Below are 11,879 nucleotides of genomic sequence, written 5' to 3'. Positions count from 1 at the left end.
TAGTGGGCAAGACGGCCGGTTTGTGATTGCCATAGCAATTGGCCTTACCGCACCACGGTCGGAGCCTATACCACAGGTGTGGTGGTATTCGGTGTTGATTTCTCGAAACGGGCGAATGGAACTGTTTTGAAAACCATATCTGGTTGCTGGCCGAGGTCATCCCGGGAAACCGGATAGATTTACACACACAAAATGTCCCTTAAGCCGGTTAAGCGACAAAATGTGTGCTTTTCTCGGCGTGTCGACTTAAGTGACAAAATGTGTGCTTTTTCGGGGGTTGGGATGGGTGGGTTGTGGGGTGTTGTGCTGGGGCTATGAGCGTCCTGCCCAGCCGTGTCGGATGGCCCAGGAGGGGTTGAAGTCGGTGTCGATGCCGGTGTCGTAGACTTTCGGCCGGCCGTCGGGTGAGTTGGCTTGGTCGCATTCACGCATGTGCGCCTGGAGACGTTGTGCGCAGCAGCGACAGCGTCGAGGGGACGCTGGTTGGTGATCCAGTCAATGAAGATGGCAAACCGATATGCGCTGGTCTTGGCTGTGTTGGGGTTGGTGAAGGTGTGCCCGCAGTCTGTGCAGCGCCATCGCTGTTTTCCGCTGGATGTGGTGCCCATTTTTGTGGCGGTGTGCTCGCATGCCGGGCATAGGGGCCTGTTGTGTTTTCTCTTTCTGTGTTGAGTTGGCATGCAGCTGGTTTAACAGTCTGCTGTCATAGCACATCCAACGCCTGGAGTGGTGGACCTTCCGGTCTGTGGCAGGGAATCCCGATTCAACGAGCACTGTCCCATCGTAGGCCCAGGCAGGACCTGGAATCCATATCCAAAAAAGCACACATTTTGTCGCTTAACCCGAATTGTTCCCGGGGCTTTCGATGAGCGGGGAACGTTCTTCATGGACAGGCGTCACGACCTGGGAAAACACATGTATTGGTCGACCGAAATGGGCCTCAAACCCAAAAAAGTTCCCGGGCTCGGGAACTTTTTCTAACAGACAGGTTTAAGCGTTCGGATCCTCTGAACCGCCGGAGCGCTGCTCCCAGTCCAGGTTCCAGTAGCCCAGGCCGTCGTAGCCGTTGAGCGTGCCGCCATTCGTATTCTTGATGATGACCGGGTCGCCTCGCTTTACGGTCTGCTGGAACCACTGCGCGTCCGAGTACGTCGCGTTGACGCAGCCGTGCGACTGGTTCGTAGAGCCCATCGCCCACACCGCCCACGGCGCGGAGTGCACGTAGATGCCCGAGTAGGACAGCTGGGTGGCGTAGTCCACGGGGGTGACGTAGCCGCCCTGCCCCAGCCCAAGCCCGAACGTACGGGAGTCCATCACGAGCGAGGTGTGCTCGTCGCCAACGACGTAGGTGCCGTTCGGGGTGTCGTACTGGAAGTCGGTACCCAGCGATACCGGGAACGAACGGATCTGCTCACCGTTTTGGTAGACGCGCAGCATCTTTTCGTTGTTGTCGATGACTGTCTTCACCTCGTCCCCAATCTCGAAGGTGGTCTCGTTGTCCTGCGCGCCGTAGACGCCGCCGCCGAGGTCCTTGCCGTAGAGGTCGGCCGTCACCTTCACCGTGGTGCCTGGCTCCCAAAATTCCTTTGGGCGCCAGCGCAGCTCGTATGGGTCCAGCCAGAAGAAGCCACCCTCGGTGTCGTTCGAAGTCTCAATATCGATGAGTTCCTCGAGCGCCTTCGTGTCCTGGATGGGGACGTCGAAACGGAAGGTGATTGCCTGCGCAACACCGACCGTCGAACCCTCCAGCGGGCCCATGTAGACGTTCGTGGTTGCCGCCGGAACGACCGTGGAGAAGCTCACGGTCTTCTTCTGACCAGCCTTATCTTTCGCCACGATGGTGTAGTAGCGGCCGTACCCAAGCGGTTCGGTGACTTCCCACTCAGTGTGGTCATCGTTGAAAGACGATTCGATAACCTTGCCGTCCTCATTCGTCATCTCGACTTCTTCGAGCCCGGCTTCGGACTTCACCGTAATCGGGTCGAGGGGTTCGACGTCTGTCGCCTCGTCCTTCACCGAAAACGCCGGGGGCTCTGGTTTGACGGTCGTCTGACCAGTGGTTTCCGCCACCTGGTTGATGCCTTTGCCCGCCTCCGACGAGCACCCAACTACACCCGCCGCCAACACGGCGACAAGGCCAACACCAATGAGAGACCGCCGCATGCTTGTCACGTTTCTCGCTTCCTCACAACACCCGAAGTTTTAGCAACCAACAACACTATCGCCCCAGCGCAACGAAACGCTACTTTACAACGACCCGAAACGATAACCGTTCCATAACGATCGAAAATAACCACTCTGACCAGGCGATTTTACACCTTGCAAACCTTAGTGTTACTGTATTCAACGTTGCCAACGAGGACAGCCTCAAAGACAACAAGCGCCATTAGCTCAATTGGCAGAGCAACTGACTCTTAATCAGTGGGTTCGGGGTTCGATTCCCTGATGGCGCACAACACCACCCCCTGACCAGCGGGAACAGTACCGCAGGCCAGGGGCTTTTTCGTACCTTAACCCAAATCCCCCATAAATTCCCCCATACTTTGAAACGCCCCGAGCGGGCGCGCCACCGGCTAGGCTATCGGCATGACTGTCGCTTGCATCCTTGTTGATATCCAAAATGACTTCTGCCCCGGCGGCTCCCTCGGCACCGCGAAGGGTGATCTCGTCGCCGAAGGCGTGCGCACACTGCTCGAAGAACACAGAGACGACTACGACTTCGTGCTCGCCACGCAGGACTGGCACATCGACCCTGGCACCCACTTCTCGCAGGACCCGGATTTTGTGGATACGTGGCCAGTCCACTGCGTTGCTGACACCGATGGCGCACAGCTGCGCGCACCGCTGGCGTCGATAAGTATTGACAAGTACTTCCGGAAGGGGCACTACACCGCTGCTTATTCCGGCTTTGAGGGCGTCACTGACGGCGATGTGCTGCTCGGCGATTGGCTGCGCGAGAACGGCGTCACCGCCGTCGATGTGTGCGGCATCGCTACGGACCACTGCGTGCGCGCCACGGTGCTTGATGCCCGCAAGGAGGGTTTCGACGTCCGCGTCCTCGCCGACCTGTGCTCCCCCGTCGACGAGGAGCGTGGCCAGGCGGCGCTGCGTGAGATGGAAGAGGCCGGGGCGACGATCGTCGCCAAGTAACAGAAAACCCCGCTCCTCCAACGTGGAGGGCGGGGCACTCTTCTGCGCGTTTTAGCGCTGAGAGAGCAGCTCCTGCAGCTTCTTCAGCTCGCTCTTGCGCTTGCGGCTGTTAAACACCTTGATGCCGACAAGTGCTGCCACACCAACGCCGATGCCGATCAGGACCTTCTGGACGGTCTCGTCCTGCAGCCAGTTGGCAGCTTCGCTCTTCGCGCTGTCTGCAAGGTTGGATGGCTGAGCGCGGTCTGCGAGCTCATCGAGGGTGCTAGCGAGCTTCGAGCGGGTCTCTGCAAGGCTGCGCTCAATGTCATGAATATCTCGTGCCACGATCTACATACTCCTAGATGTGTTAACTATTTACAGAACTTCCAACCAATCTAGTGTAAAACGGGGAATTATGACTGACAACATTCGACTCGAACAAGGCGACACCGCCCCCGCATTCACCCTGACCAGCGACAAAGGCGAAACCGTTTCGCTTGCAGACTTCGCCGGCAAGCGCGTTATTGTCTACTTCTACCCACGCGCCAACACCCCGGGCTGCACCAAGGAAGCTTGCGACTTCACCGAGCACCTCGAAGTGTTTAACGACGCCAACATCGCTGTCGTCGGCATCAGCCCCGACAAGCCGGAGAAGTTGGCGAAGTTCCGCGAAGACCACGACCTGAAGATCACCCTGCTTTCCGATCCGTCCAAGGAAACCATGACCGCCTACGGCGCATTCGGTGAGAAGAACAACTACGGCCGTATCGTGCAGGGCGTCATCCGCTCCACCATTCTCGTTGGCGCCGACGGCAAGGTTGAGCAGGCGCAGTACAATGTTCGCGCAACCGGCCACGTCGAACGCATCCTGCGTGACTGGGACCTGAATGCAACCACCGGCGCATAAGATGATATCTTTGGCGCCGTGGATAAGAATACGACGCCAAACCAAGACCCCTACCTCAAAGACGAGTACAACCCCGACCGCCCTGCCGAGCCCAAGAAGCAGCGCGCAATAATCGCGACCATCGCGATCGCGGCCTTGGTCGCTCTCGGCGGCTGGCTCATCTACGGGCCGGAGCAGGACGAAGCACCCACCCAGTCGACAGACGGCTCTGTCCAGTTCCCGATCGACGCGCCGTAGTTTTGCGGCTTCCGCTACTCAGCTTTTGGCTTTTGCGGCGCGCACAAAAGAACCTCCGACACTGCGTCATTTGCAATCCCGGAGGCTCTTTCCTCTTGTGCGCCCGGTGAGACTTGAACTCACACGTCAAAGACACTGGAACCTAAATCCAGCGCGTCTGCCAATTCCGCCACGGGCGCATAAAGCGCCTTTCATCCTACACACTGCACAAGTGGGCACAAACTAGCAGGAAGGACCGGGGCTGCTGCTACCAGGTTGGGGGAGGTGTCCGCCGCGCGGACACGCGATCTGCTCCACCTGTCAGCGGCAAGACATCAAATGTTTCCGCCGCGCGGACACACAACCCCCTTTTCATCTTCCACCCCGCGGACACAGGATCCACTCCCCCGTTGTCCGCCGCGCGGACACGCGATCTGCTCCACCTGTCAGCGGCAAGACGCCAAATGTGTCCACCGCGCGGACACACGCAACCACAGAACAAGTATCGGGGCCGCAAAACTTGTCGGAGGGGGCGTCGATAAGTGTTGTTGCTAGACTGAAGCACTGTGAGCGAGCAAAACAGTTTCCCAGGTGAAGAGGGCGCGCCGAAGCGTCGGCACGTTCGGGTTCGCGCATGGCACGTCGTGTTGCTCATCGCCGCGGTGATTACGTGCTGTCTGCTGGCGTACTGGCAGTGGACTCGCTACCAGTCCGGGACGGGGACGTTCCAGAACCTGGGGTATGCGTTGCAGTGGCCGTTCTTCGGTGCGTTTTTCGTCTACGCCTACAAGGCGGGGTTAAAGATGGAGAACGAAAAGATTGATGCGCTGAACGCATCGGGGTCGATGGATGAGCTCTACGAGGCGGACCTTGCACGCTACGGTGCGGACGGCAGCCGTGATCCGGTGGAGATTGATGAGGATTTCCTGCCGGAGCGTCCTACTCTCGATGTGGAAGAATACAACTCGATGCTCGCACCACGCCGTCGTGGTTCGACGGAACCAAACAGCGAGCCGAAGAGCGAACCGAACAGAAAGTGAGAGGCCTGAAAGCATGACCCAGCCGCAGCCAAACGCAGCAGCACCCAAGATTCACCCGGAGCGTCAGCGCCGAGTAAAGCAAGCGCTCACGGCGTTCTCTGTCGCAGCGTGGACAACGGGCATCCTGCTGCTGCTCCTATGCGCGCGCATGATCATGCAGTACCTCCTGCACATGGACGTGTCCATGCTGGAGTGGGTGGCGCGCGTGCACGGCCTGGCGTACATCCTGTTCCTGGTCACATCGCTGAACCTGGGACTGAAGGCCCGTTGGGCTGCGCAGACGTGGGCGGTGACCGCGATTTCGGGCGTCGTCCCCTTCTTGTCTTTCTGGGTGGAGGCGAAGCGCCGCAAGGAGGTCACGCGCACGTTCCAGCTGCGCTAGCTGCCCACGTTAGCTGCGCAGCGCCGCGATGTGCGGTGCAAGCGCCCGCAACGCCGTCCCACGGTGTGAGCGGGCGTTTTTCTCTTCCGGAGTGAGCTGCGCTGACGAGCGGCCGGGGGTGTCGGCTGGTTGGAAGATCGGGTCGTAGCCGAAGCCGTGCTCGCCCTTCGGGGCTTCGAGCAGGCTGCCTTCCCAGCGGCCTTCCGCGGTGAACTCCTCGCCTTGCGGGGTCACGAGTGCGCAGCAGGACACGAACGCCGCGTCACGCTGAGCGATGTCCGCCATCTGGGCGAGCAACAAATTGTTATTCGCGGTGTCGGTATCCTCGGCTCCGTGCTGCCCAGCATGCCCAGACCAGCGGGCGGAGAGCACGCCCGGCATCCCGTTGAGCGCTGCAATGGCCAGGCCGGAATCGTCTGCCACGCACGGCAGCCCGGTGGCTGCTACCCCGGCGCGCGCCTTGATCAGCGCGTTCGCTTCGAACGTCAGCCCGTCTTCTTTCGGCTCCGGGTACGGCTCCACGTCGCCGAGGGCGACGAGTTCCACGCCGTCGATGCCGCAGTCGTCGAGTACCTGCTGGAGTTCTTTGAGCTTCTTTGCGTTATTGGACGCAACCAGCACCCTTACCGTCATGCCAGCGCGGCTTTCTGTGCCTGGATGAGCTCGTTCAAGCCCTTTTGTGCCACGTCGAGCATCTGGTTGAGCTCCTCGCGGCCGAACAGACCGTGCTCGCCGGTGCCCTGGACTTCGACGAAGTTGTCGCCCTCCTGCATGACTACGTTGAGGTCAACTTCAGCGCGGGAGTCTTCCTCGTACGGCAGGTCGAGGCAAACGCGGCCGTCGATAATCCCTACGGAGACTGCGGCGACTGGCGCGAGCAGCGGCTCACCCGGTACGACGCCGCGTTCCTTGAGGACGGAGATGGCGTCCGCAAGCGCGACGTACGCGCCGGTGATGGAGGCGGTGCGGGTGCCGCCGTCGGCTTGGAGGACGTCGCAGTCGAGCTGGATTGTGTTCTCCCCCAGCTGGCGCAGGTCCACCGCAGCGCGCAGCGAACGCCCGACCAGGCGGGAGATCTCGTGGGTGCGGCCCTTCACCTTGCCGCGCATCGATTCGCGTGGCATGCGCTCGTGGGTTGCGGCCGGGAGCATGGAGTATTCGGCGGTCAGCCAGCCTTCGCCGGAATCCTTCTTGAAGCGCGGCACGCCTTCCTCGATGGAGGCGGTGCACATGACGCGGGTGTTGCCGAACTCTACAAGGACGCTACCTGCCGGGTTCGAGGTAAACGAGCGGGTGATACGCACCGGTCGCATTTCGTCGAGAGCGCGCCCGTCTGCGCGCAGAAAATCAGAAGTTGTCATGCACTCCAGGGTAACGCACTGCGCTACAGCTCGAAGCAGGCGCCGGGCTCGCCGAGCACCGTCGGCCCGCCGAACTCGCGCGCAGCGGCCTCAAGGGTGGCCTGCTGGTCCGCCCACGGCTGGATGTGCACAACCACGAGCTTTTTGACGCCCGCTTCGCGCGCAATCCGCCCCGCCTCTTCACCAGAAAGGTGCATGCCGGGCGCCATCCCCTCGGATGTCGGACCCCAGGCGGCCTCGCAGAGGAAGAGATCCGCGTCGCGGGCCGCCTCGACTAGGTTAGGCGTGACCCCGCTATCGCCCGAGTAGACCAGCGTCGCGCCGGTCTTCTTGCACGTAACCCGCAGCGCGTGCGATTCCTGCGCCGGGTGATCCACCGGGAACGGAGTGACCTGCACGCCATCTATCTCAACCGGGGTGCGAGGGCTCCACGTGTGTACGTCAAAGGTGTCACTGATGTCGTCGACCTCGTCGGCAGTGTTCGCAGCCATTCGGCCAAAGTGTGTCGCGGCGTGGCCTGGGCCGTACAGCTTATGCGCGCACTCCGCGGGCTTCTCCGGGTGGTAGCGCCGCCATACCAGCAGCGAGGGCACGTCAGAGCAGTGATCCGCGTGCAGGTGCGAAAAAATCAGGTGCGCGTTGGAAGGATCCATTTCCTCGCGCGTCTGCATCGCAGCCAATGCGCCTGGCCCAAAGTCCATCAGTATGTCCGGATTGCCCGGAGTACTGATCACATAGGACGAGCCGGGATTACCGGGGGCGCCTAAACTCCCTGAACACCCGAGAATGGTCAACTTCATGGAATTACTGTGCCATGAAAACTACGTAATTTCTAACGTTTCCACTAAAAACGCTCAGTTTTGTAGCCATGTCAGTAAAATCTGGCAGCTGTGGCCTAGCTCATGGGGTGGTTTACGGCGTGCACCATCGGCCCAAGGAAGCGCGTCGCGAGGGAGTCAAACACTGCCGGGTCGCCGGTGGATTCAAAGGTTCGCGTTGGTTCCACCTCGGGATCCGCCAGCAAGTCGCGCTCAGTGAGGATGCGGAGCACGTCCTTCGCAGTCTCCTCCGCTGAGGACACGAGCGTGACGTCGTCCCCCACGGCCAGCTGCACGATGCCAGAGAGAAGCGGATAGTGGGTGCAGCCCAGCACCAGCGTATCGACGCCCGCTTCGCGCTGCGGCGCCAAGTACTCCTTGGCAATGCTGAGGATCTCCGGGCCCGACGTCACGCCACGTTCCACGAACTCGACAAACCGCGGGCAGGCAGTGGCCGTCACCTCCAAACTTGAGTTGAGCGCGAACAGGTCCTGGTAGGCCCTGGAGGTGATGGTGCCCTGGGTGCCGATCACACCAATCTTGTTATTTCGCGTGGTCGCGATTGCGCGCCGCACTGCCGGCTGGATGACCTCGACGACGGGGATGTCGTAGCGCTCGCGGGCGTCGTGCAAGAACGCTGAGGTGGCCGTGTTGCAGGCGATGACCAGCATCTTGCAGCCGCGGGCAACGAGTTCGTCTGCGATACGCATCGCATGTTTGCGCACCTGCGCAATCGGCTGTGGACCATACGGGCTGTTCGCGGTGTCACCGATGTAGACCATCGACTCGTTGGGCAGCTGGTCGATGACGGCGCGGGCTACCGTCAGGCCGCCCACGCCAGAGTCGAAAAGACCGATAGGAGCATTGTTCTCGAGCGTTTTCACGTCACATCATCCTAGCCCATAGGGCTGATTCGGATTCTTGCGCTGTTTCTTCTGCGCTTTCTTCATCGCGAGCTCCGGCGGGTCGTCCGAGGTGATAATCATGCCCGCCGCCATGCCGCCAATCGCTCCAAAGAGGTGCGCCTGCCAGCTAACGCCCTCGACGAGCGGCAGCACGCCCCACATCAGACCCGAGTACGTAAACCCGAGGATGACACCAAGCAACACCTGGCGCGCCGACCTATTAAAGAAGCCGCGCACCAGCAGGTACGCCAGCCACCCGTAGACCAGGCCCGAGGCGCCAATGTGGTTCGTGCCGATACCGCCAAACAACCAGGTTCCGATGCCGCCAATCAGCACCACAAAGGCCGTAACCTCCCAGAACACCCGCTTACCGGAGTACCCCACCAAGAACGCGAAGAGCGCCCCCAATCCGGTGTTGCCGATCAGGTGGTCCAGGTCAGCGTGCAGCAGCGGCGAAGTGAAGATGTGCCAGATACTGGTCAGGTCCAGCGGGTGCACGCCAAAGTTATTCAGCCCTCCGCCGAACACCGCCATGTTCAGGATGTGCACGGCCCAGATAATCACGATGTATCCCAGCGCGAACAGCAGCCCGGTTCTGCGCTGCTGCTTGAACTTGCTCTTGCGCTGCGCGGCGGGGCCCATCGCAGGGTCGACGCCGAACGCGGCAAGCTGCTGGTCCGGGTGCGAGAACGGGCGGTCGAAAGGCTTACCGTAACCCGGCTGCCCAGTCTGGCCGTAGCCCCAGCCTGGCCTCGGTGCGTGTGGAGGTTGCGTCATCTGCTTACTCGCCCATCATCGCCTGCAGCAGCGACTCCTGGCAGAACGCCAACCACTCGATGAGCTGTGCTCGCTGCTGCTCGGCGGCCTCGCCGCCACGGTCGTCGGCCGAGACGTACAGGCGCATGTCGTTGAGCGCCGCCAGGAACTGGTGTGCCTCCTCTTCTTCGATGGTCACCTCAACGCCACCGGTTGGGCCCAGCGCCTCGTTGACCACCTGCAGGTTGGTCAGCTTCGCCTTGATGATGTCGTTTTCGTGCAAGCTGCGAAGCAGGCCGTTGTCGCCCTCGAACTCCTCGTCCTGCTCCCGCTCAAAGTCCGGCAGCAGGCGGGCCAGCTTCGGGTCCGTCGGCGCCTCGGAGTGGCCCACAGACAGCCCCATCATCTCCGAGAACTCGTCGCGCGGCGCGGACTGCGCCCTAGCGATCAACGCCTCGGACACCGTCGCCGTCAAGTCCCCGATGATCTCGCGCTCGAGGGGGTCGAACAGCGTCGTAAATTTGATGCCTGAGCGCAACAGGCCCTTCTTCTTCCGCCAAGCTTGCATTCGCTATATTCTCCTTGCCCTGGCCTATCCGGCCTGCTGCATTGTTGCCCAGAGGCCAGCGGTGTGCAGCTTCTTCACGTCGCCCTCGACCTTGTCTTTTTCACCAGAGGACACCACCGCTTTCCCCTCGGTGTGCACCTGCATCATGAGCTCCTGGGCGCGCTTGCGGTCGTAGCCCAAGACGGTTTGGAAAACGTAGGTGACATAGCTCATCAGGTTGACGGGGTCGTCCCACACTATGCACATCCACGGCAGGTTTTCGCTCGTCGCAACCTCGACGTCAATGGCTTCGTCGAGCTCAGGAGACGCCATCGGCGAACTCATCGCTACAATTCCTGTCTTTTTCATGTGCACCACCTTACCTGCTTCAGAAACACGACGCCCGCAAGCATTGTGTGCTAATGCACCCAGCAGTCCCGTCTACGCACTACACTCATCGAACATGACTGAAAACCAGGCCCACCCCAACTACTCGACGGCATTCCTGACGGACATGTATGAGCTGACCATGCTCGACGCCGCCATTCAAGACGGCACCGCACACAGGCAGTGCGCCTTCGAGGTCTTTACCCGCCGCCTGCCGAATGACCGCCGCTACGGCGTCGTCGCAGGCACCGCCCGAGTTGTCGACGCCATCCAGAACTTCCGTTTCACCGACGCGCAAATCGAGGCGCTCGACTTCCTCTCTGACGAGGCCAAGGAATATCTGCGGGACTACTCGTTCTCCGGCCAGGTCGATGGCTACCGCGAGGGCGACATTTACTTCCCATACTCCCCCATCATGACGGTGCGCGGCACCTTCGCCGAGTGCGTGATCCTGGAGACAGTCATCCTGTCGATCCTCAACGGCGACTCCGCGGTGGCCTCCGCCGCGTCCCGTATGGTCACGGCCGCTGATGGCCGCCCGATCATAGAGATGGGCTCGCGACGCACCAACGAGCAGGCAGCGGTCTCTGCTGCGCGTGCCTCCTACATCGCTGGGTTCGTCGGCACCTCCAACATGGAAGCCTCCTACCGATACGGCATCCCGGCCTCCGGCACCGCCGCCCACGCGTGGACGCTGCTGCACGTCGACGAGGAAGGTCGCCCCGACGAAGTCTCCGCGTTTAAGGCACAGGTCGAAAGTCTGGGCAAGGACACCACCTTGCTCGTCGATACGTACGACATCACCAAAGGCATCGAGCACGCACTCGAGGTCGCGGGCACTGAGCTCGGCGCGATCCGCATCGACTCCGGCGACCTGGGCATCGTGTCGCGTCGCGTGCGCGCCCAACTCGACGAGGCCGGCGCGTTCAACACCAAGATCATCGTCTCCTCCGACCTCGACGAGTTCGCCATCGCGGGGCTGCGCGGCGACCCTGTCGACGGCTTCGGCGTCGGCACCTCGGTGGTCACCGGCTCCGGCGCGCCGACGGCCACACTGGTGTACAAGCTTGTAGAGGTCGACGGCCACCCCGTGGCCAAGCGTTCCTCCGGGAAGCGCACCTACGGCGGCGCGAAGCTGGCCAAGCGCGCCTACCGCGCCTCCGGCGTCGCGGTGGCGGAACTCATCTACCCGCTGCGTGCGGAAATCGATACGAAGCCAGCCCTCGAGTACCGTGACCTGGTGGTACCGCTGATTCGGGACGGAGAGGTCGTCGACAAGCATGACGAGCTCGAGGCCGCCCGCGAGCTGCACAACACCGCTCGCACCACCCTGCCGTGGGAGGGCCTGGCGCTGGCAAAGGGCGACGCGGCGATCCCGACGCGCTTCGTCGGCTTCCCTGAGCCCACCGAGTAGGTAGACTTTCCCGA

15 protein-coding genes, 2 tRNA genes and 1 pseudogene are annotated in these 11,879 nt (G+C 61.5%); 7 read left to right on the top strand and 11 right to left on the bottom strand.

Features of this window, described 5'->3' with window-relative positions; translation table 11 throughout:
• Nucleotides 1-554 precede the first annotated feature (554 nt).
• Nucleotides 555-680 (bottom strand): annotated as a pseudogene (locus tag JMN37_RS11495) (transposase-like zinc-binding domain-containing protein); the annotation flags it as partial.
• Between the two features lie 310 nt (nt 681-990).
• Entirely contained in the window at nt 991-2,163 is a 1,173-nt protein-coding gene (locus JMN37_RS10170) for a L,D-transpeptidase (protein ID WP_252932038.1), read from the bottom strand.
• A 217-nt stretch (nt 2,164-2,380) separates the two neighbouring features.
• Here JMN37_RS10170 and JMN37_RS10165 point away from each other — a divergent pair.
• Nucleotides 2,381-2,453 (top strand) — tRNA-Lys (locus tag JMN37_RS10165).
• A 133-nt stretch (nt 2,454-2,586) separates the two neighbouring features.
• Nucleotides 2,587-3,150 (top strand): isochorismatase family protein, encoded by a 564-nt coding sequence (locus tag JMN37_RS10160; protein WP_252932036.1) that lies wholly within the window; start codon nt 2,587-2,589, stop codon nt 3,148-3,150.
• Between the two features lie 51 nt (nt 3,151-3,201).
• Here the strand turns inward: JMN37_RS10160 and JMN37_RS10155 are convergent, their stop codons facing one another.
• Nucleotides 3,202-3,477, bottom strand: coding sequence for a DUF3618 domain-containing protein (locus tag JMN37_RS10155; protein WP_070361996.1), 276 nt, complete (start codon nt 3,475-3,477; stop codon nt 3,202-3,204).
• 70 nt (nt 3,478-3,547) lie between these two features.
• Here JMN37_RS10155 and bcp point away from each other — a divergent pair, with 70 nt between their 5' ends.
• Together bcp and JMN37_RS10145 are read left to right on the top strand one after the other, a co-directional pair.
• Nucleotides 3,548-4,039 (top strand): thioredoxin-dependent thiol peroxidase, encoded by a 492-nt coding sequence (gene bcp / locus JMN37_RS10150; RefSeq protein ID WP_070975250.1) that lies wholly within the window; start codon nt 3,548-3,550, stop codon nt 4,037-4,039.
• Nucleotides 4,040-4,057: 18 nt separating this feature from the next.
• Nucleotides 4,058-4,276 (top strand): hypothetical protein, encoded by a 219-nt coding sequence (locus JMN37_RS10145; RefSeq protein WP_070975251.1) that lies wholly within the window; start codon nt 4,058-4,060, stop codon nt 4,274-4,276.
• A 98-nt stretch (nt 4,277-4,374) separates the two neighbouring features.
• On the opposite strand, the gene JMN37_RS10140 is transcribed toward JMN37_RS10145, so the two are convergent.
• A tRNA-Leu gene (locus JMN37_RS10140) sits at nt 4,375-4,455 on the bottom strand.
• Nucleotides 4,456-4,821: 366 nt separating this feature from the next.
• Here JMN37_RS10140 and JMN37_RS10135 point away from each other — a divergent pair.
• Nucleotides 4,822-5,295 (top strand): hypothetical protein, encoded by a 474-nt coding sequence (locus JMN37_RS10135; RefSeq protein ID WP_071573755.1) that lies wholly within the window; start codon nt 4,822-4,824, stop codon nt 5,293-5,295.
• 13 nt (nt 5,296-5,308) lie between these two features.
• Nucleotides 5,309-5,677: a DUF3817 domain-containing protein gene (locus tag JMN37_RS10130; protein WP_070361992.1), complete on the top strand. Its 369-nt coding sequence runs from the start codon at nt 5,309-5,311 to the stop codon at nt 5,675-5,677.
• 9 nt (nt 5,678-5,686) lie between these two features.
• On the opposite strand, the gene rdgB is transcribed toward JMN37_RS10130, so the two are convergent.
• The 7 genes from rdgB to clpS form a co-directional block, all read right to left on the bottom strand.
• Nucleotides 5,687-6,310: an RdgB/HAM1 family non-canonical purine NTP pyrophosphatase gene (rdgB, locus tag JMN37_RS10125; protein ID WP_252932034.1), complete on the bottom strand. Its 624-nt coding sequence runs from the start codon at nt 6,308-6,310 to the stop codon at nt 5,687-5,689.
• Complete coding sequence (gene rph, locus JMN37_RS10120) at nt 6,307-7,038, bottom strand: ribonuclease PH (RefSeq protein ID WP_070361990.1); 732 nt, start codon at nt 7,036-7,038, stop codon at nt 6,307-6,309. The genes rdgB and rph overlap by 4 nt, the downstream gene beginning before the upstream one ends.
• A 23-nt stretch (nt 7,039-7,061) precedes the next feature.
• Nucleotides 7,062-7,838 carry an MBL fold metallo-hydrolase gene (locus tag JMN37_RS10115; RefSeq protein WP_070361989.1) on the bottom strand — a complete coding sequence of 259 codons (777 nt, stop codon included), beginning with the start codon at nt 7,836-7,838 and terminating at the stop codon, nt 7,062-7,064.
• 95 nt (nt 7,839-7,933) lie between these two features.
• A complete protein-coding gene (gene murI / locus JMN37_RS10110) occupies nt 7,934-8,740 on the bottom strand; it encodes a glutamate racemase (RefSeq protein WP_252932033.1) in 807 nt (268 codons plus the stop codon).
• A gap of 6 nt (nt 8,741-8,746) precedes the next feature.
• Nucleotides 8,747-9,538 (bottom strand): rhomboid family intramembrane serine protease, encoded by a 792-nt coding sequence (locus JMN37_RS10105; protein ID WP_370296068.1) that lies wholly within the window; start codon nt 9,536-9,538, stop codon nt 8,747-8,749.
• A gap of 4 nt (nt 9,539-9,542) precedes the next feature.
• Nucleotides 9,543-10,085 (bottom strand): DUF2017 domain-containing protein, encoded by a 543-nt coding sequence (locus JMN37_RS10100; RefSeq protein ID WP_070361986.1) that lies wholly within the window; start codon nt 10,083-10,085, stop codon nt 9,543-9,545.
• 24 nt (nt 10,086-10,109) lie between these two features.
• Entirely contained in the window at nt 10,110-10,409 is a 300-nt protein-coding gene (gene clpS / locus JMN37_RS10095; RefSeq protein WP_071565662.1) for an ATP-dependent Clp protease adapter ClpS, read from the bottom strand.
• A 118-nt stretch (nt 10,410-10,527) separates the two neighbouring features.
• Here clpS and JMN37_RS10090 point away from each other — a divergent pair, with 118 nt between their 5' ends.
• Nucleotides 10,528-11,865, top strand: coding sequence for a nicotinate phosphoribosyltransferase (locus JMN37_RS10090; protein WP_252932031.1), 1,338 nt, complete (start codon nt 10,528-10,530; stop codon nt 11,863-11,865).
• Nucleotides 11,866-11,879 lie beyond the last annotated feature (14 nt).

It is taken from the genome of Corynebacterium lipophilum, assembly GCF_024102595.1.
GTDB classification, from domain to species: domain Bacteria; phylum Actinomycetota; class Actinomycetes; order Mycobacteriales; family Mycobacteriaceae; genus Corynebacterium; species Corynebacterium pseudogenitalium.
Note: the sequence above shows the minus strand (reverse complement) of the source record. Positions and strands in the feature narration are given on the sequence as shown.

Bases quoted from the DNA above. Each gene is read 5' to 3' on its own strand.
- JMN37_RS10170 (WP_252932038.1), bottom strand. From the start codon at position 2,163: ATGCGGCGGTCTCTCATTGGTGTTGGCCTTGTCGCCGTGTTGGCGGCG.
- JMN37_RS10160 (WP_252932036.1), top strand. From the start codon at position 2,587: ATGACTGTCGCTTGCATCCTTGTTGATATCCAAAATGACTTCTGCCCC.
- bcp (WP_070975250.1), top strand. From the start codon at position 3,548: ATGACTGACAACATTCGACTCGAACAAGGCGACACCGCCCCCGCATTC.
- JMN37_RS10130 (WP_070361992.1), top strand. From the start codon at position 5,309: ATGACCCAGCCGCAGCCAAACGCAGCAGCACCCAAGATTCACCCGGAG.
- rdgB (WP_252932034.1), bottom strand. From the start codon at position 6,310: ATGACGGTAAGGGTGCTGGTTGCGTCCAATAACGCAAAGAAGCTCAAA.
- rph (WP_070361990.1), bottom strand. From the start codon at position 7,038: ATGACAACTTCTGATTTTCTGCGCGCAGACGGGCGCGCTCTCGACGAA.
- JMN37_RS10115 (WP_070361989.1), bottom strand. From the start codon at position 7,838: ATGAAGTTGACCATTCTCGGGTGTTCAGGGAGTTTAGGCGCCCCCGGT.
- JMN37_RS10105 (WP_370296068.1), bottom strand. From the start codon at position 9,538: ATGACGCAACCTCCACACGCACCGAGGCCAGGCTGGGGCTACGGCCAG.
- JMN37_RS10100 (WP_070361986.1), bottom strand. From the start codon at position 10,085: ATGCAAGCTTGGCGGAAGAAGAAGGGCCTGTTGCGCTCAGGCATCAAA.
- clpS (WP_071565662.1), bottom strand. From the start codon at position 10,409: ATGAGTTCGCCGATGGCGTCTCCTGAGCTCGACGAAGCCATTGACGTC.
- JMN37_RS10090 (WP_252932031.1), top strand. From the start codon at position 10,528: ATGACTGAAAACCAGGCCCACCCCAACTACTCGACGGCATTCCTGACG.